Source organism: Brevibacillus sp. NSP2.1 (assembly GCF_000470975.2).
GTDB classification, from domain to species: Bacteria; Bacillota; Bacilli; order Brevibacillales; family Brevibacillaceae; genus Brevibacillus; species Brevibacillus agri.
In genome coordinates this window covers 2,145,383-2,162,575 of record NZ_CP048274.1, presented here as the reverse complement: position 1 = coordinate 2,162,575, position 17,193 = coordinate 2,145,383, and the positions used below count along the sequence as shown (strand labels likewise).

At 54.2% G+C, this 17,193-nt stretch carries 14 protein-coding genes, 1 pseudogene and 3 riboswitches; of the genes and pseudogenes, 5 read left to right on the top strand and 10 right to left on the bottom strand.

What is annotated here, in order from left to right:
- Positions 1–2 precede the first annotated feature (2 nt).
- The gene (locus M655_RS10835) at positions 3–158 is read left to right on the top strand and encodes a hypothetical protein (RefSeq protein WP_007786301.1); all 156 of its coding nucleotides are present in this window, start codon (positions 3–5) and stop codon (positions 156–158) included.
- Between the two features lie 66 nt (positions 159–224).
- Here M655_RS10835 and M655_RS10830 read toward each other — a convergent pair whose 3' ends face one another.
- The 5 genes from M655_RS10830 to zwf form a co-directional block, all read right to left on the bottom strand.
- Positions 225–1,487, bottom strand: a complete 1,263-nt coding sequence (locus M655_RS10830; protein ID WP_007786304.1) for a homoserine dehydrogenase — start codon at positions 1,485–1,487, stop codon at positions 225–227.
- 83 nt (positions 1,488–1,570) lie between these two features.
- A riboswitch (SAM riboswitch) is annotated at positions 1,571–1,680 on the bottom strand.
- Positions 1,681–1,823: 143 nt separating this feature from the next.
- A riboswitch (SAM riboswitch) is annotated at positions 1,824–1,931 on the bottom strand.
- Between the two features lie 465 nt (positions 1,932–2,396).
- Positions 2,397–2,596: riboswitch (cobalamin riboswitch) on the bottom strand.
- Positions 2,597–2,701: 105 nt separating this feature from the next.
- Positions 2,702–3,217 carry a DinB family protein gene (locus M655_RS10825; protein WP_005829727.1) on the bottom strand — a complete coding sequence of 172 codons (516 nt, stop codon included), beginning with the start codon at positions 3,215–3,217 and terminating at the stop codon, positions 2,702–2,704.
- A 216-nt stretch (positions 3,218–3,433) separates the two neighbouring features.
- Entirely contained in the window at positions 3,434–4,054 is a 621-nt protein-coding gene (locus M655_RS10820) for a cyclase family protein (RefSeq protein WP_005829724.1), read from the bottom strand.
- Positions 4,041–5,093: a Gfo/Idh/MocA family protein gene (locus M655_RS10815; RefSeq protein WP_026557370.1), complete on the bottom strand. Its 1,053-nt coding sequence runs from the start codon at positions 5,091–5,093 to the stop codon at positions 4,041–4,043. Before M655_RS10815 ends, M655_RS10820 begins: the two co-directional genes overlap by 14 nt.
- A gap of 138 nt (positions 5,094–5,231) precedes the next feature.
- Positions 5,232–6,731 carry a glucose-6-phosphate dehydrogenase gene (gene zwf, locus M655_RS10810; protein ID WP_005829721.1) on the bottom strand — a complete coding sequence of 500 codons (1,500 nt, stop codon included), beginning with the start codon at positions 6,729–6,731 and terminating at the stop codon, positions 5,232–5,234.
- A gap of 326 nt (positions 6,732–7,057) precedes the next feature.
- On the opposite strand from zwf, the gene M655_RS10805 reads away from it, so the two are divergent.
- Positions 7,058–8,353, top strand: coding sequence for an IS110 family RNA-guided transposase (locus tag M655_RS10805; RefSeq protein WP_023555147.1), 1,296 nt, complete (start codon positions 7,058–7,060; stop codon positions 8,351–8,353).
- A gap of 549 nt (positions 8,354–8,902) precedes the next feature.
- Positions 8,903–10,105, top strand: coding sequence for a saccharopine dehydrogenase family protein (locus tag M655_RS10800; protein ID WP_026557371.1), 1,203 nt, complete (start codon positions 8,903–8,905; stop codon positions 10,103–10,105).
- Positions 10,106–10,183: 78 nt separating this feature from the next.
- Here the strand turns inward: M655_RS10800 and kynB are convergent, their stop codons facing one another.
- The 3 genes from kynB to M655_RS10785 all read right to left on the bottom strand — a co-directional run bounded on the left by kynB (position 10,184) and on the right by M655_RS10785 (position 13,549).
- The gene (kynB, locus tag M655_RS10795; RefSeq protein ID WP_005829717.1) at positions 10,184–10,801 is read right to left on the bottom strand and encodes an arylformamidase; all 618 of its coding nucleotides are present in this window, start codon (positions 10,799–10,801) and stop codon (positions 10,184–10,186) included.
- A gap of 139 nt (positions 10,802–10,940) precedes the next feature.
- The gene (locus M655_RS10790; RefSeq protein WP_025844976.1) at positions 10,941–12,122 is read right to left on the bottom strand and encodes an ATP-binding protein; all 1,182 of its coding nucleotides are present in this window, start codon (positions 12,120–12,122) and stop codon (positions 10,941–10,943) included.
- Between the two features lie 308 nt (positions 12,123–12,430).
- Positions 12,431–13,549 (bottom strand): peptidoglycan-binding domain-containing protein, encoded by a 1,119-nt coding sequence (locus M655_RS10785; protein ID WP_286086007.1) that lies wholly within the window; start codon positions 13,547–13,549, stop codon positions 12,431–12,433.
- 191 nt (positions 13,550–13,740) lie between these two features.
- Here M655_RS10785 and M655_RS10780 point away from each other — a divergent pair, with 191 nt between their 5' ends.
- The gene (locus M655_RS10780) at positions 13,741–14,055 is read left to right on the top strand and encodes an ArsR/SmtB family transcription factor (protein ID WP_007784302.1); all 315 of its coding nucleotides are present in this window, start codon (positions 13,741–13,743) and stop codon (positions 14,053–14,055) included.
- A 425-nt stretch (positions 14,056–14,480) separates the two neighbouring features.
- Positions 14,481–15,566 (top strand): annotated as a pseudogene (locus M655_RS28315) (saccharopine dehydrogenase family protein).
- 215 nt (positions 15,567–15,781) lie between these two features.
- Here M655_RS28315 and pyrE read toward each other — a convergent pair.
- Both pyrE and pyrF read right to left on the bottom strand, forming a co-directional pair.
- A complete protein-coding gene (gene pyrE / locus M655_RS10765; protein WP_025844985.1) occupies positions 15,782–16,420 on the bottom strand; it encodes an orotate phosphoribosyltransferase in 639 nt (212 codons plus the stop codon).
- A gap of 30 nt (positions 16,421–16,450) precedes the next feature.
- Positions 16,451–17,188 (bottom strand): orotidine-5'-phosphate decarboxylase, encoded by a 738-nt coding sequence (pyrF, locus tag M655_RS10760; protein ID WP_025844987.1) that lies wholly within the window; start codon positions 17,186–17,188, stop codon positions 16,451–16,453.
- Positions 17,189–17,193 lie beyond the last annotated feature (5 nt).

Genomic DNA, 17,193 nt, shown 5'->3' with positions numbered 1-17,193 from the left:
GCATGACAGGAGCCATCATTACCGTAGCAGCCATTGGCGTTTTTCTGCTCTCGGGCTATTTCATGACCAAATGGGAAAAAGCCGTCTTCCCGGGAAACCAGCAAAACGGCTCCGCCCCTGATCCCCCCAAGCATTCGGACAAAAACGGCAGGCAGTAGGACGCCATCCATCTGGCATTCGTCCTTGCTGCCTGCCCGTTTTTTCTTTTGCGCCGCTTTTTCGGGTTATGCCGTTTCCAGCAGCGGGAAGCAGCGGACGGACAGGCCAAAATCGCTTTTCAGCACTTCCTCGTGCTCTTCGCGAATCCCTGTTACGATCAACCCCGCGCGCAATACTCCGCCCAGATCGAATTGGACTTTCAGCTTCGTCACCGTCACGCCCGCCTCGCGCAAGAAATGCAGGACGCGATCAGGCGTCGCAGCGAGACACGAGCCTTCGAGATAACACAGCACGCGCTCGTCCTGCCATTGACCCGGCTGCGCTTCGGCCGTTTTTTCCTTCCAGGCCGGATGCGGGGTAAACGGCTGCGTCAACAAATAAGCCAAATCCTCGACAACGGCGCTTGCCGTCGGCAGCTCGCCTGCGCCTCTGCCCGTAAACAGCAGATCGCCTACGATGTTTCCGGAAAGCTGAACAGCGTTGAAAGCATCCTGAATTTGCGCCAGCGGATGAGCGACAGGCAGCATGGTCGGCTGAACCGAGAGCCGGATTCCTTGCTCTGTTTTGTGCGCCTGGGCAATCAGCTTGATCCGGTAGCCCAGCTCGTTTGCGATACGGATGTGACCAGGAGACAAATCGGCAATCCCTTTGCGCACGACATTTGCAAGCGGCAGCGATTCTCCGTACACAAGCTGCGCGAGAATGTACAGTTTGTACATCGCGTCGAATCCTTCCACGTCAGAGCGCGGATCGGCTTCCGCATACCCCAGCTCCTGCGCTTGCTTCAACACTTCCTGATAGGGAAGCTGCTCCGCTTCCATTTTCGTCAGGATGAAGTTCGTCGTACCGTTGAGAATGCCGCGCACTCCTTGAATATCGTTCGTGCGCAAAAACTGTCGCAGCACGCTCAAAATCGGGATGCCGCCTGCCACGCTCGCCTCATAGGCCAGATGGACCTGATGCCGGTTTGCCAGATCGACCAACTCTGTGCCACGTTTGGCAAGCAGCTCCTTGTTCGCCGTCACCACGTGGCAGCCTTTTTCGATCAAGGCACGGACGTAGTCATACGTCGGCTCGACGCCCCCCATCACCTCGACGACAATGTCCACATCGCTTTTCAACACGTCCTCAAAATCCGTGGTCAAAAGCGCGGGATCTACCTGAACGGCCCGTTCTTTTTCCGAATCGCGGACCAATGCTTTGACAATTTCGATTCGCTTGCCCAATCTCGCAGCCAGCTTCTCCTGCTGCGAACGAATCGTCTTGATGACGCCGCCCCCTACTGTTCCCAATCCAAGCAGCCCTACCTTGACTACACCTGCGCTCATTTCTACCACCTCATAGCAATATTTTCGTAAAAAGAAAAAACCTTCCCGCTAAGAAGAAGGTTTTGGCATCAACGAAATCCTTCTCCTTATCTCCCAGGACGCTTCCGCCCTGCAGGAATTGGCACCTTGTCACAAGCTGTGTAACGGTTGCCGGGCTTCATCGGGCCAGTCCCTCCGCCTCTCTGGATAAAGAAAACTATGAATTTTTGCTCTTTCTCGTCGAGAAAGCGGCCAAGCGAAAAGCTTATTGGAAAAGAAAGCCTTTGTTGAGCGGAAACATCAAAAAACCTTCTTCGTTAAGAAGAAGGTTCGTCATAACTGCTACGATGTACCCGCTTCTTATCTTTCGGAACGAAAACGCCCCGCAGGAATTGGCACCTTGTCGCTCTACGCAACGGTTGCCGGGCTTCATCGGGCCAGACCCTCCACCTCTCTGGATAAGAACTTTGTTTGCTGTTGAGCCTATTCTAAGAAATTCCAAAGCATTCGTCAACAAAATTCTTTTTCGTTTTTAACCAGGCTAGATGCGGTCAGAAACGGTTCAGATACGGCCAAAAACGGGACAACCGTTCCGAATGTACGGTCGCCTTCACCTGGCAAAAACGCTTTCGACTTCCTCCGTACTGCAGCAAACGCAACGGACCAGCCCTTCCTCGCTTTCCCCCGACAGCTCTCGTTCTTCGACATAACCGCACCATTGACAGATGAAAAGCTGAACCATGCTGCTCCCTCCTTTGAGTTGCTCACGGTCAATCAGCGCCGATTTCCTCTCCCCAAAACAAAAAACGCATTTTCTACTGATCGAAAAAAGATCCGATCGTTAGAAAATGCGCAGGCAAGCAATAGACATCCTTGTCCGTTTGCCAGTATGGCGAGTCCTCTAACACCTCCCTATCTCCCGTAGGTCCATCAGTGTTGTTGAAACAGGCAGGTCTCCTGACTTCGGGATCATCGTCTGGCGCTGCCTTCCCTGTCCAGCGGCTGGACAAGTGGCCTGTGTGCGCGAAACTCCCCTCTTACAGTGGCGGGACCGTGTCGGATTTGCACCGAGCTTCCCTATTATCCTTAGCAGCGAATCGCCGCAAGGAACCTGTTCCCCCGTATGCAATTTTGCAAATCGTTACTACCATTCTATTCTACTTTTCCTGAAAAATGGTAGAATAAACAAGCGAAAGGGACGAATCAAATCAACGCGGTTCGCTTTTGCATACCGTCTACAGTGAATACCTTTCCCGCAATATGCGACAGTGATGGGCCTCATGCCCGGCAATGACATAGGCCAAAGTGCGTGCGGACAGTTTGTTGCCGTTGGCCGTCCCTGTTCGCGTCCACGCCTCCTCTGCCACTCCCCGCAACAGAGCGCGCGTCGACTGCCGAACAGCCTGATATTCTTCGAGCAAATCGGCCAGGTCGCGTTTCTGAAAAAAAGCTTGCGCAACATACGCATTTTCGTCAAATCCGACGAGCGGTGTCTGATCTCCCCGGGCAATTCGCAGCAAGCGGTAGCTCATAATCCGCTCCGTATCGATCAGATGCCCCAACACTTCTTTTACGGTCCATTTGCCCGGCGCGTAGCGATACTCCGCTTGCGCCTCGGTAAGCCCGGCATACATCTCGACGGTCTGCGCCAGTTGCTTCGCCAGTACGGCTGTCAACTCGCCTTCTGGCACTTGCTCGACATAGTAGGCAAAATACTCCCCGTATTCCTCGCGATTTGGTCGACTTGGCATGCTTTTCGCCTCCTTTGATTTTGGGAACGGTCATTCCTTTGCTGTCTGGCCTTTTCTTGGAGCATCCGGTTTTCAGATGCTCTGTGGTAACATCACGGCCGTTTTAAAGGGATAGCAAGCCAGACCCTCTGTCGCGCAAAGCAGTTGGGCATACGTATCCGTGCCCGAACCCGTACCCGAACCCGCAGCTCCCCCCTGCGAACGCTTTATTTACCTTCATCCCTGCCAGCCCTCAAACAACAGCACCCTTGCCGGAGCAGCGTCTGTGCCGACCAGCTTTAACGGGGCAGCAACCATGAAGTATTTTCCTGCGGGCACCTCGCGAAGCCGCAAGCCCTCAATCACGATCACGCCTGCGCCAAACAACGTTTTGTGGGTTGGGTGTCCTTCCTGGCTGCGCTCAATCCCCAATGCATCCGTGCCGACACCGCGCACGCCTTTTTCCGCCAAATACGCTGCGCCGTCTTGTGCCAAATAGACGAACTCGAACGAAAAAGCATCCTCCCACGAATTTTTCGTTTGAAACAGGACAAACTCTCCCGACGCAATGTCGTAACCTTCCAGCTCGGCTCGCCCGATCTTGTCTTCCACATGCGTCAGGTCGAGTACGCGGCAGTTTCCTACCAGCTTTTCCAGCGAAATGCTTTCAAACGTCTCCCCGTCCTTCACCATGTGCAGCGGCGCGTCCACATGTGTGCCAGAATGCACATCCATGTCGATTCTCGACTCGGTCACGTAGCCGTTTGTTGCAGACAAAATCTTCGGCTGCTTTTCCGGCTTGTTTTTGTACACCGTCATCCCTTCAAAAATAGGTGCGGTCACATCAAACATTTTCATCGCGTTTCGCCTCCCTGTTTTGTTCGTTCTTCCCTGTCTCCGGATGCTTGCTTCCGCGCCGCAAATCGGCCGGGAAGACGACGCCGATTTGCCTTCTCGCTTCGTCCATGACTTCCATCGTCAATCGGGAGGCTGCATGTGAATTGGTCGCCGACTCTCTGGCGCCCGCCGAAGCCAGCCGGATAAACTCCCTGATTTCGTAGTGCATCGCCTTCGGCGTCTGGGGCCTGGTCACATCCCCGATCCTGCCGTCTCGGTAGCGAATCTCGATGCGCGTCAGGTGATTGATTTTATCGATCACCATCGTGGCGTCCTCCCCCTGGATTTCCGCTGGCTGATAGGAGGTGGTAATCTTGGAAAAGCTGAGGATGGCGTCCATCTCTTCGTACTTCAAAAGAATGCTGCCTTCTCCGTCTACCCCTGACGCCAGCACAACTCCTTCTGCCTTGACCTGCTCCGGCTTGCCAAACAGAACGATTGCCGGATAGAGACAGTAAATCCCGATATCCATCAAGGCTCCGTTGGAGTAAGCCGGGTCAAAAGCCCGCAGCACCTCGCCCGCGCGATACGCATCGTAGCGGGAGGAATACTGGCAATTGCTGGCGATGAAGCGGCGAATTTTCCCCAGCTTGGGCAAATGGTCCTGAATCGTAAAAAAGTTCGGCACGAGGGTCGATTTGACCGCTTCCATGAGCAGAACATCATGCTTTTTCGCCGCCGCAAGCATCGCCTCTACTTCGTCCGCATTCGAGGCGAGCGGCTTTTCGCACAAGACGTGCAGCCCCAAGCTCATGCACAGGATGGCCTGCTCGGCATGAAAGCAATTGGGGCTGGCAATGTAGACGGCGTCGATTTGTCCGCTCGCCGCCATCTCTGCGGGATTCGTGTAGAAAAAAGGAGCCGCGAACTTGGCCGCAAATTCCTTGGCGCGCTCGAGCGTTCGCGAGCAAACAGCTTGCAGGGAAAAGCCCTCTACCGTATGGCCTGCCTGGATGAACTCTTCTGTAATCCAGTTGGTACCGATTACGCCAAATCGCATGAATCGCTTCCCCCTTGTTTTTGGGCTGATTGGCCGAAAGTCGTGGGATTTGCAGGCAGTTTTTCGCTGGCTGGTCGAAGGGGCCGGGTTGGGCACGTAGCCTTTTCGCTCGTGCGCCCGACACTCCCTCTGCACACACTACCGATGCACTGGCTCCAGCTCACGTTCTTCTACATGATCTAGCCACCAGGAAAATCCTTCTTCCCGAAGCAAATCACGCGCGGCCTCCGGACCGTGTGAACCTGCCTCATACGAGACGAGCGGAACGAGATTGCGTTCGAAGGCGGCAAGGATCGGCTCCACCCATTTCCACGACAGCCGCACTTCGTTCCAGTGGGCGAAGTAAGTGGAATCGCCGCGCAGCGCATCGAACAGCAGTCGTTCGTACGCCTCTGGCACGTCCTGGTGGCCTGCGCTGAAGTCAACCGTGACAGGCTCAATTTTTCCGCTATTGGCCGGATTCTTACTATTCAACTGCAAGGCGATTCCTTCTTCGGGATGGACGTTGATGATGAGCAGGTTGGGCAATGTCTTTTCTTGCTGCTCCCGGTACAGCCGCTCCAAAGGGTTTTTGAATTCGATGACGATGCGGGTCGCTTTTTCCTTCAGCCGCTTTCCTGTGCGAATGTAAAAAGGCACACCGCTCCAAAACGGGTCGTCGATCCAAACGCGCGCTGCGATATACGTTTCCGTCATGGACGCAGGCGATACCCCCGGCTCGTCCCGGTAGCCAACAACAGGCGTCTCCCCGATTTGCCCGGCACTGTACTGGGCGCGCACGACGTTTTGCGCCACCTCTTCTATTTTCAGCGGCCGCACTGCCTCCATCACCTTGCGCTTTTGTGCCCGAATATCGGTTGCCGTAATCCGCTTGGGGATGTGCATGGCGACCATCATCAGCATTTGCAGCATGTGGTTTTGCACCATGTCGCGGAGTGCTCCGGCCTGCTCGTAAAAGCCTGCCCTTTCTTCCACTCCGACCGTCTCGCTGGCTGTAATCTGCACGTTTGCGATGTGCCGATTGTTCCACAGCGCGGCAAACACAGGGTTGGCGAACTCCAGCGCCTCCAGATTTTGCACCATGGCCTTGCCCAAATAATGATCGATGCGGTAAATTTCTTCTTCGGTAAAAGCTTTCGTCAGCTTCTGATTCAAGTCTTCGGCCGATTGCAGGTCGCGCCCAAACGGCTTTTCGATAATCAGGCGCTTCCAGCCCTGTGGAGAGCCGAGTCCGCTCTCCTGGATGTTGGCCGCAATCACTTCAAAATACTCGGGCGCCACCGACAAATAAAACATCCGGTTTTGCGGGAGGTTGAACTCCTTTTCCCGCTGCTCCACCCGCTCAAGCAACGACGCGTATCCCGCAGCATCCGTCACATCGACTGCCACATACGAGAACGCCGCCAAAAATGGTGCAAGCACCGCCTGGTCGATCTCGTGGCGACGGGAAAACTCCCGGATGGACTGCTCTACACTTTGGATAAACGCCGTATCAGACCATGCTCTCCTGCCCACTCCGACAATGGAAAAGGCAGCAGGCAGCTTTTTATCGACATATAAATTAAACAACGCCGGAAAAATTTTGCGTTTCGCCAAATCTCCTGTAGCACCAAAAAGGACAAAGCTCATCGGTTCCATATGCGTTTCCTTCCTTCCGTACGCTTGCCATGCTGAATGCATCGTAGGTACACACCGTTATTATTAGAGAAAACGGCCACTTTATCAAGCAAAACACCTGCAAAGAATTGTTTTTGATCGCACGCTGTCGCGCATGGGACGTGAGGAACGGTTCATATACATGTACTATCCACCTTGCTATCTTGCATGGCAGGTGAACATCCCAGCACCTAAAAGGAGCCATTCCTGTAATGAATGAATTTGGGGTTTGAATAAAAAAAGCACCTTCTGTAAACTGGGAAACGTTCCGTCCAAAGAACAATTACCCGTACAGGAGGTACTCCACAATGAAGTATAAGCAATCGAAAAAGCAGAATCAACGTATTCAACAAATTACCGAATTAACCCTTGTTGTCGGTGCAGATATTGCCAAGAAAACGCATGTTGCCAGAGCTGTCGATTTCCGCGGAATCGAGATTGGTAAGGACTGTGTGTTCGGCAATGACCATTCTGGCCTGACGAAACTCGTTTCGTGGATGAAGGAGCTTCAGCGGCAATACGCCAAGACGGATATCATCTTGGGCATTGAGCCAACCGGACACTACTGGTTTCCACTGGCCGAATTTCTGCATCGAGAAAACATCAAAGTCGTTATCGTGAATCCTCATCACGTCAATAAAAGCAAAGAACTTGAAGACAATTCACCGACGAAGAATGATTACAAGGATGCTAGGTTAATCGCTGATTTAGTTCGCAATGGCAAGTACAGCGAGCCCAAATTGCCTACGAGCGTTTATGCCGATCTTCGTATTCTCATGAACCTTCGAGAGAAGGTGATGGTGAACTTCGGTCAAGTCCAACGGCGTATCCAGAACTGGCTTGATCGCTTCTTTCCGGAGTACAGCCTTGTGTTTAAAGATTGGGAAGGAAAGGCCTCGCTCATCACGCTTCGTGAATTTCCGACGCCACAGGAGATTGTATCGCTTGGCGCGAGTACAATCGTGAACCGATGGAAGGAAGACGTGAAGCGAGCGGTTGGCTCCAAACGTGCAGCGCAACTCCTACAAGCTGCCACAAACTCAATTGGACTTACCGAAGGGCTGACGGCGGCGAAAATCGAGCTCAAGGCCTTACTGGAACAATATGAACTATTCTCAAGGCAACTTGAAGAAATCATGGCGCAAGTGGAAGCATTGCTTGCACAAATTCCAGGTACAAATGAAATGCTGACAGTACCAGGAATCGGCGTTGTTACGCTGGCGGGCTTCTTGGCTGAAGTTGGTGATCTTAGCGGTTATGACCATGGGCAGCAGATCATCCGTCTTGCTGGATTTAACCTCAAAGAGAACAGTTCCGGCAAGAAGAAGGGCAAGTCCACGATTACCAAGCGTGGACGATCCCGACTAAGAGCCTTGCTATTTCGGGCGATGATGCCGATGGTCGCCAAAAACGCCGAATTCAAGGCGTTGCACCATTACTTTACGAAGCGAAGTCATAATCCGCTCAAGAAGAAGCAGTCTATAGTGGCACTCTGCGGGAAGCTCATTCGCGTACTGTACACACTAGGCACGAAGTGCATTCCGTACAATGCGTCCGACGTATTAGGACCTGTACGCCAGTCCCAAATACAGATGGTAGCTTAAATTCAAACGATAATTCTCGTTTCTCACAAGAGCTTGGAAGTAAACCAATGACAACAGAAGCACGGAGCAGCCGCAGGATCTATTCCGTAAGGGCAACGACCCAGTAAAGGAGCAAGAAGCGGCGTCCACACCTTGAGAGGCAGAACGAAGGAATGTAAGGGCGAAGACCCAGCGTGACATGGGAGGGTAAGCCGTCAGGGGAATGGAGTGGATATCCAAATGTGCGGTCATACGATTTACCAATAGATTGGAAAAAAGATTCGAATCTTTATTCCCGCCACCGGCTCATCCAGAAAAATATTCCATAATTACATGCTTCGCCCACTTCTCTGGAATGTTGATGGTTGAAAATCTAAGAATGAGTGAGCAAACGCGAGAAAACATTAATTTATAGTGGGAGGTTTCCCATGATGCTTTGCTTGCGTCCCCGCGAGCCCATTGATGATGTAATGGCGGGAGTGAATCGCCCCTCGTCTGTTTCGTTATTTTTGCAAAAATGGCTGTTCCGAATGCGAAGATAGCAGATTTGTCACCAGGGAGGAGGACTCTATGCGAGTCGCAATCTTAGGAGTAGGCGGAGTCGGACAAGTAAGCGCGTGTGAGCTTATCAAATCCCGGTTTGTAACCAAGCTGGTCCTGGCTGACATCTCCATCGGCCCTGCGGCAGAGCTGGCTCAGGAGCTGCGCCGGGAGACGGATGTCGATATCCAGGTAAAACGCGTGGATGCCCGTGACGTATCCAGCGTACGATCCATTTTGGGCGACATTGACCTTTTATTGCATATTGGCTTGCCAGAAAACAACCTCGCTGTCATGGAGGCTTGTCTGCACACAAGAACGCACTATATTGACACAGCTTCCTGCGGTCCGCAATGGCTGCAAAAGCAGCTTTCCTGGAACGACCGTTTTCGGAAAGCGGGAATTTTGGGGATTATGGGACTTGGCTGCGATCCCGGTTTTTCCAACATCGCTGCGCGTTACGCCGTCGATGCGCTCGATGAAGTGGACGCGATCTTGATTCGGGACGGAGATAATTCTGTCGTCGATTACGACGGCTTTTGCTCGTATTTCAGCCCGCAGACAGCCATTCAGGAATGCCTCGCGAAGCCGAACTACTGGACCGCCTCCAAAGGCGAGCAGTACTTTCCTACCCCTTTTGCCAACAAGGAAGAATTTGAATTTCCAGAGCCGATCGGCTGGCTGGACTGCTACAACGTGGAGCATGAAGAAGCAACCACGCTCGGCGAGACGATTGGGCGAGCAAAAGGCTGCAAATACGTCGACTTCAAGTACGCCCTGCACCCGGAGTTTGTCAATACGTTGAAAGTATTGCGCTATTTGGGGCTGGACAGCGACGAGGAAATTGAAGTAAAAGGGGTGCGCGTCGCCCCGCGCGACGTCGTCGTCACGACCATGCCGAAGCCCGTTGACCTCGCCGGAAAAATTCACGGCTATTCGAGTGTCGGCGCGCTCGTCAAAGGCAGAAAGGATAACAAGCGAAAAGAAGTTTACGTCTACACGATCGCCAATCATGACGAGGTTTTCCAAAAAACCGAGTTTCAGGCAACGATCTGGCAAACCGGCATCCCGCCTGTCGTTGCCGTAGACATGATGGCAGAGGGGCTGCTTACCATAACAGGCTGCATCCCACCCGAGCTGATCGACCCGATCCCGTTTTTGGAGCGGCTGAAGGCGCGCGGCATGAACTGGGATGTCATCGAGAAAACTTCCCCTCTTTTGCAAATCAAGTAGGGCGTAAGTTGAGATAAAGGCACAGAAGAACCGTGCATGCCGCTTCCCGGTATAGACGGTTTTTCGTCTGTCTTCGCTTTAGCGGCGGAGGATGGCGCGGACCGGGCTGCCATCGGCATCGGCCAGGGCGAGCGGCAGGGCAATCAGCTCGTAGTCGCCAGGCTCGATCGCGTCCAGCAAAAGTCCTTCCAAAATATAGATGCCATGCTGGTGCAAGCCGTGATGAGCGGGCAGCTCCTTGCTGGCCAGCGGGTCGACAGAAGGCACATCCACGCCGAGCAGCCGGATGCCTCTCTCGGCCAAATACGGCGGCAAATCAGGGCGAAGGTAGCATATCTCTGCGGGAAACTGCTCGGGGTCGGACCACGACAACGTTTTCAGCAGCAAACGCGTCACGCCTGACAGATCGACTCCCGCCAAATCGTCAGCGCCAATGCTCGCGCGTCCCGACACATCTACGACTCGCGCCGCTCCCACATACAGATCGAGCGGCAATTCAAGCGTCTTTTTGCCCGCATCGTCAAAATGAAAAGGAGCATCTACATGTGTCCCCGTATGGATGCTCATCACGAGCTTTCCTACATTGACAGAGCCGCTCTCTGCCTTCGGCCAGTTTACGGTATAACGATAAGCGGTATCACCTGGCCAGGTCGGCGTAGCTGCCGTTAGCGGGCGAGATATGTCGTACAGCTTCATGTCGATTCCTCCCATTATTTGCTGGATCTGCTCGATTACCCTCAGATTATAGAAAGACAGACGTTGCGTCAATATTCTTTCTATTCCGCAAAAAAGGAGCACCGCCTCACTCGCTTTTCGTGAATGCGGTCCTCCTTGTTTAAATGCGCCGATGCATAGCGAGATATTGTTCCACAGCCGCATAATCGCCATCTGTGTTGATCGTTGGCAACTGCTCCTTGATTGTCCTGAGCCACTCGATTGTCGTCGGTCGAGTAGCCGCGATCGACTCGCGCAGGTCGCTCATTTGGATCGGTCTTTCGATGCCTTTTGTCCAGACGTCATGCAAAACTTGCTCGGTCGCAAGCTCCACCACGTATTCAATATCCGCTCCCGAATAAAACTCGGTCCATCCCGCCAGTTGCGAGTAATCAAGCGGCTCAGCGGGGCGGCCTTTCAACTTCAGGCGAAAAATATCTTCTCGCGCGGCCCGGTCAGGTGGCCCGACAAAAAGCAGGTGCGCAAAGCCGCTTTCCCGCATCCAAGCGGGGTCGATTTCCCATGGCACATTTGTCGCTCCCAAAATGAGCAGCCTGCTCCCCAGCTCTGCTAGCTGCGAAAGCCACTTTTCAACAGGCTGGGGGCTGCTATAGTTGGAAAAAACGCCCGGCTGGCAATGCGTCCCATCCAGCTCGTCCCAAAAAGCGAGAAGCGTCGATTCTCTTGAAGCAGCAGGCCATAAGAGAGAAGACGCAGCGGAACCAGCCCTGTCCAATACAGCCTCTCCTCTCTGTGTTGCAGGCAATCGCAGAAAGTGAGCGCCGTACTCCCCGGCCGTCGCTTTGGCGAGCAACGACTTGCCGCACCCTGGTGGGCCGTAAAGCAGCACGCCCTTTTGCCGGACAAATTCAGCCTGCCGCTCCAACTGCCCGGTGGGAGCGAAAAGCGTATCGTGAATCGCCGCTTTGATAGGATGCAAGCCGCCAACCGAGTGATAGCGGATCGTGCTATCGAATCGCTCCGCGTGTTTCGCAGTTTCACGCCCATCGCTCGTCTCCATCCCCTGATTCCGCACAGCGGGCGTCGAACCGTATGTAGAGGGTTGCCAAAACTCGCTCCCTTTTTCCGCTGGAAAAAACGTGGATTCTCCTTGCAGCTTATGCAATTCTGCCGCAATTTTGCCTGTTATCTTCTCGTTTCCATACGTGAGAGCTTTCGTAAAAGCCTGCAATGCTGCCGTGCGATCCCCCTGCTCCGCATGCTCCAACCCCAACAGAAGCCATCCATGGGCATTTTCCTCGTCCTCGCTCAGCATGCTTTTTATGATCTCTATTTTCGCCATGTACTTCATCCTCTGCCATCATTTACTTCGTTTTTATGTATGTGCAGCTTGCGTTGGCATGACTTTCATGCTAGGTAAAAAGCCTTTCATCCTATCCAAAAAAAGGAGCGTAGACGTCTTTATTATAATGCAAACGTCCTGCAATCAGAATATGGAAAGTCGGAAATGAGCAGAGGCCGAAAGAAACGGACGGCTGTTTCTTTGGAACTGTTTTTCGAAAGATTTGGGTCGCTGGAATTGGCGGAAAGCAAAAAAAAACGCTTCGTCTCTGCGAGAGAAACGAAGCGTTTTTGGTTGACAAGTCAGGCTTAGTCCTTTCCGGTTCCTTCATTGTCCCCGGCATCTTTGCCGTTGTCTTTGCCAGTTCCATTACCGGAGCCGTTTCCGTTACCGCCTCCATTGCCATTTCCTTTGCCGCCTTCTCCAGTGCCGCCACCGTTGCCGTTACCTTTGCCACCTTCTCCGGTGCCGCCGCCGTTGCCATTTCCTTTGCCACCTTCTCCGGTGCCGCCGCCGTTGCCATTTCCTTTGCCGCCTTCTCCGGTGCCGCCGCCGTTGCCGGTTCCTTTGCCGCCTTCCTCTTCTTCAGCTTCACCGCCGATGCCTTTGCCGCGGCCTTCTCCTTCGCCAGTTTCGCCGCCAATGCCTTTACCGCGGCCTTCGCCCTCACCAGCTCCGCCGCCGTAGCCTTTGCCGCGACCTTCTCCTTCGCCGACTCCGCCACCTTGGCCTGCTCCGCCGCCTTCACCAGCACCACCGCCGAAACCGCCACCTTGGCCTGCTCCGCCACCTTGGCCCGCTCCGCCACCTTGGCCCGCTCCGCCGCCTTGGCCCGCTCCGCCACCTTGGCCCGCTCCGCCACCTTGGCCCGCTCCGCCGCCTTGGCCTGCTCCGCCGCCTTGGCCCGCTCCGCCACCTTGACCTGCTCCGCCACCTTGACCTGCTCCGCCACCGATGCCTTTGCCGCCGCCTTGACCTGCTCCGCCACCGATGCCTTTGCCGCCGCCTTGGCCTGCTCCGCCACCGATGCCTTTGCCGCCGCCTTGGCCTGCTCCGCCACCGATGCCTTTGCCGCCGCTTCCGCGATGCGGATTTGAGACTACGCGGTCATAGGCGTAAACCATCCGTTGCATGGTGCGCTTGTCCACAGAACCTGTTGCGGGCAAGCCGTGCTTTTTCTGAAAATGCTTGACACCACTCACCGTGACATCGTCGTAGTATCCATTGATTTGACCCGAATAGCTACCTAATGATTTCAACATCCCTTGGATCACATAGACGTCTGGTCCTTGGGCCCCTTTTCCTACTGCCAGCCCCGTGTTCGGGATGAAAAAGAGCAGCGCCAGCGCCAAAACGCATAAACTGAATACTTTTCTGATTTTCCCCTTTGTTTCTCGGGAGGCTGTACTCCCATACCATTGCTTCATGACCAAAGCACCTTCCTTCAATTTTTTGTACCCCCCTTACTATTACCTGTTTTTCTTTACAATTACATCTATCCCATGAGAGGGACAGAGCGATTTTCCTTTGAAAAATCAGCTTTTTTTCGTGTTGCAAAAAAAAAGGAAGAAGCTTTATACTACGTTCAAATGATTAAGTTTATTAACGGAGTGTGGCTATGAGTCATCCAACCTGTAACGAAAAGGCCATTCAAATTTTCATGCAATTGAGCCCTTATTTCCAAGGGCTAGGAGATCCGGTTCGCCAGCAAATTGTCGCTCTGCTGATTGACAAGGAGAGTTTGAACGTCTCTCAAATCGCCGAGCATATCCCCATGTCCAGACCGACAGTTTCCCATCATTTGAAAATTTTGCGGCAGGCTGGATTGCTTCAGGCTAAGAAGAAAGGGACAGAGATTTACTACCGTCTGGAAATTGCGGAGGCGATCAGCCTGTTTAAGCAGCTCGTCCAATTTGTGGAGGAAGAATGTTAGCAGAGCGATTGGGTGAGACAGGCGTTTGATTTTTGCGGCTGGTCGTGATTCGTTGAAATCTACAACCCGTGGAGGAACCAGGAGAAATAAGCGAGGTCTTTTGGACTCGGACCGAGCCTGCGGGAAAAAACGCGCTTTCAAGCGTCCACCTTGAACGACTCCCCAGAATCCCCGGCTTTGGATGCGGTTTTCTCTTTCCCCACAGGCGGGCAGTCTCCACTTCCTTGTTGGAGGCACAAGCACCTTGAACGTTTTCTCCCGGTTCCTCCCTCCACTGCGGCACCGATCCAAGCGCCTTTCACAGCGACTATAGCGACCATACGGGTAGCCATCGAAACAAACACCCAGGGACAAAGCGTCCCTTTTCTTAACTCCTTTATGTTAATAAACTTAAATAAATGAACATTTCATCCAAGGAGATTATCATGCGTGAGACAACGGAGAAAAAAGTATTGATTGCAGGCGGATTCGGGACTGTCGGCAGCCAAATCGCCAAAATTTTGCACGGCCAAAACCAGGAGCTACTGTTGCTGCTGGGCGGCAGAAATCCGGGAAAACCGCTTCCTTTTGCTTCCCCGCGACTGCATTCGCTGCTCGTGGACACGACAGCGCAAGATCCGCTTGCCCACGCCCCCGAAGATTTGGCGTTGATAGTCAACGCGGTCAACGATCCGGACGACGCCCTGTTGCTTGCTGCCGTCTCGCGCCGCATTCCGCTTGTGGACATTACGCGCTGGACCGAGCGATTCACGCGCGCAATCGACCGGCTGGTCAGCAGCGAGCTTCAATCTCCGGTTGTTCCGCCTCTGGCTGGATGGGGGGCACGCCAGCTCTGTTCGGCAAACTGCATTCCGCTGACCTGCAAGAGGTGACGATCGACATTTTTGCGCTGTACGCTACCAAGGATAAGGCCGGGTCGGATTCTGCTGCTTACATGGACCGTTTGACCATTCCGTTCAATATCTACACGAAAGGCGCGGCGAGAACGGTCGTGCCCATGTCGGAGCCGCTTGCCGTTACGTTCCCGAACGGCTTTCGCACGAACTGCTATCGGCTGGACACTCCCGATCACCTGACGCTCGTGCAGACGCCGCCTGTCACCTCCGCCAGCTTCCGCATCGCTTTCGATCAGAAATGGTCGACGGCGGCGCTAGTTTCGCTCGTGCGCAGCGGCTTATGGAAGCTGCTTGGGCAAAAGGTGCGGCAAAGCATCCTGTACAATCCGGGCCAGGGCGCGGCTCACGAAGTCGTCGTGCAAATCGAGGGACGCGATCAGCGCGGCGTTCGCATACGTCGCCAGGTAGAGATCAGCGATCCAAATGGCCAGACCCATCTGACGGCGACAGGCGCGGCCATCCAGGCCCAGCGCATACTGGCGGGCGAGGGGCAAAGCCGCTACACCCGGCATCTTTTTTCCGGAAAACTTGGCCGCATCGCAAGCCGATGAGCCGTGGATCACTGCTTATTACGAAGCGGAAGGGGTGCAAATCCGGTTGAAACGTTTGAGCTGATCCGCACTCACAATCCGCTTGCCGAAAAAAGCAAGCAGCGGCGGACTTTCAAGACCAGAGGCCAGCGAGCAAAGCACGAATACCTGTCAGCCAATGCAAAGACGCTTCTCTCTCCATTCCTGCGCCGCAACAGTGCGAAAAAAAGCAGGAAAAAAAGAGTGGAGCAGTTTTCTCAACTGTCTCCACTCTTCACAAACTTTTGGCCCATAAGCGTATTATTCAAAAAACGTCCGCGGGGATTTGCGCCATTCGCCCAGCACGGTTTCCTGCTCGGCTGTAATCACGCCTTGCTCTTTCGCTGCCTCAAGCAGTGCGGTGTAATGGGAAATCGTCGTGCAAGGAATGCCTGCCTCGGCAAACAAGGCTTCGGCATCGGGGAACTGGTAGCTGAAAATCGCCACGACTCCGAGCACCTCGCCGCCCTCTGCCTGAACCGCCTGTGCTGCTTTCAGGGAGCTGCCGCCTGTGGAAATCAAGTCTTCGATGACCACTACTTTTTGCCCTGTGGACAGCGCACCCTCGATCTGGTTTTGTCTGCCGTGGCCTTTGGCCTTGTCGCGCACGTAAATCATCGGCAGGTCGAGCAGCTCCGCGACCCAGGCCGCGTGCGGAATGCCCGCCGTAGCTGTTCCTGCCACGACTTGCGCGTCCGGATAACGCTCCTTGATAAGCGCGGCAAACGCGCCCGCAATCGCCCGACGCACATGCGGATAAGACATCGTAATCCGGTTGTCGCAATAAATCGGGGATTTGATCCCGGAAGTCCAGGTAAAAGGCTGTTCCGGGCGCAGGTGAACCGCTCCGATTTCCAAAAGGTGCGCCGCAATCTGTTTCGCCGTTGTCGTTGTCGTCATTTCTTCCATCCCTTCCCGCGTGAATGCTTGTTACGCACGATCTGCCTCGACCGCTGCCACAATGCTTTGCCATACGCCTGCCGGATCGCTTGCTCCGGTGATGGCGCGTCCGATCACGAGATAGTCGCTGCCCAGGCGGAATGCCTGTTCCGGCGTCGTAATCCGCGTCTGGTCGCCCTGGTCTGTCCCCAGCGGGCGAATGCCAGGTGTCACGGTGACAAACGAGTCGCCCGCCGCCTTTTTAATCATCGGCACTTCCAGCGGCGAAGCGACAACCCCGTCCAGTCCTGCCTGCTTGGTCATCATCGCGTAGTGTACCACTACGTCTTCCACCGAACCTGGAATCGCCAGCTCGTGGTTCATCGTTTGCACGCCTGTAGAGGTCAGCATCGTCACTCCGATCAGGAGAGGACGACGAGCGCCAGCCGCTGTCCCCTGCTCCAGTCCTTCCCTCGCCGCTGCCATCATCGTCACGCCGCCAGCCGCATGGACGTTGACCATGTCCGCTCCGAGACGGGCAAGGCTTTTCATCGCGCCTTTGGCTGTGTTCGGGATGTCGTGCACCTTCAAGTCGACGAACACCTTCAACCCTTTTTCTTTCAGGTACGTAACGATGGCAGGTCCTTCGGCATAGGCCAGCTCCATCCCCACTTTTACGTAGCGGATATGCCCTTGCAATGGCTCCAGGCATTTTTTCACTTCATCCATCGTGGAAAAGTCGAGCGCAACAATCATACGCTCCCGCACATCTGTCAGTTGTTGTTGCACACTGC

Coding starts and splice junctions, on each gene's coding strand:
- M655_RS10780 (WP_007784302.1), top strand. CDS start 13,741: ATGAGTCATCCAACCTGTAACGAAAAGGCCATTCAAATTTTCATGCAA.
- pyrE (WP_025844985.1), bottom strand. CDS start 16,420: ATGACGACAACGACAACGGCGAAACAGATTGCGGCGCACCTTTTGGAA.
- M655_RS10790 (WP_025844976.1), bottom strand. CDS start 12,122: ATGGCGAAAATAGAGATCATAAAAAGCATGCTGAGCGAGGACGAGGAA.
- M655_RS10805 (WP_023555147.1), top strand. CDS start 7,058: ATGAAGTATAAGCAATCGAAAAAGCAGAATCAACGTATTCAACAAATT.
- M655_RS10785 (WP_286086007.1), bottom strand. CDS start 13,549: ATGAAGCAATGGTATGGGAGTACAGCCTCCCGAGAAACAAAGGGGAAA.
- M655_RS10830 (WP_007786304.1), bottom strand. CDS start 1,487: ATGAGCGCAGGTGTAGTCAAGGTAGGGCTGCTTGGATTGGGAACAGTA.
- zwf (WP_005829721.1), bottom strand. CDS start 6,731: ATGGAACCGATGAGCTTTGTCCTTTTTGGTGCTACAGGAGATTTGGCG.
- M655_RS10835 (WP_007786301.1), top strand. CDS start 3: ATGACAGGAGCCATCATTACCGTAGCAGCCATTGGCGTTTTTCTGCTC.
- M655_RS10800 (WP_026557371.1), top strand. CDS start 8,903: ATGCGAGTCGCAATCTTAGGAGTAGGCGGAGTCGGACAAGTAAGCGCG.
- M655_RS10815 (WP_026557370.1), bottom strand. CDS start 5,093: ATGCGATTTGGCGTAATCGGTACCAACTGGATTACAGAAGAGTTCATC.
- kynB (WP_005829717.1), bottom strand. CDS start 10,801: ATGAAGCTGTACGACATATCTCGCCCGCTAACGGCAGCTACGCCGACC.
- M655_RS10825 (WP_005829727.1), bottom strand. CDS start 3,217: ATGCCAAGTCGACCAAATCGCGAGGAATACGGGGAGTATTTTGCCTAC.
- M655_RS10820 (WP_005829724.1), bottom strand. CDS start 4,054: ATGAAAATGTTTGATGTGACCGCACCTATTTTTGAAGGGATGACGGTG.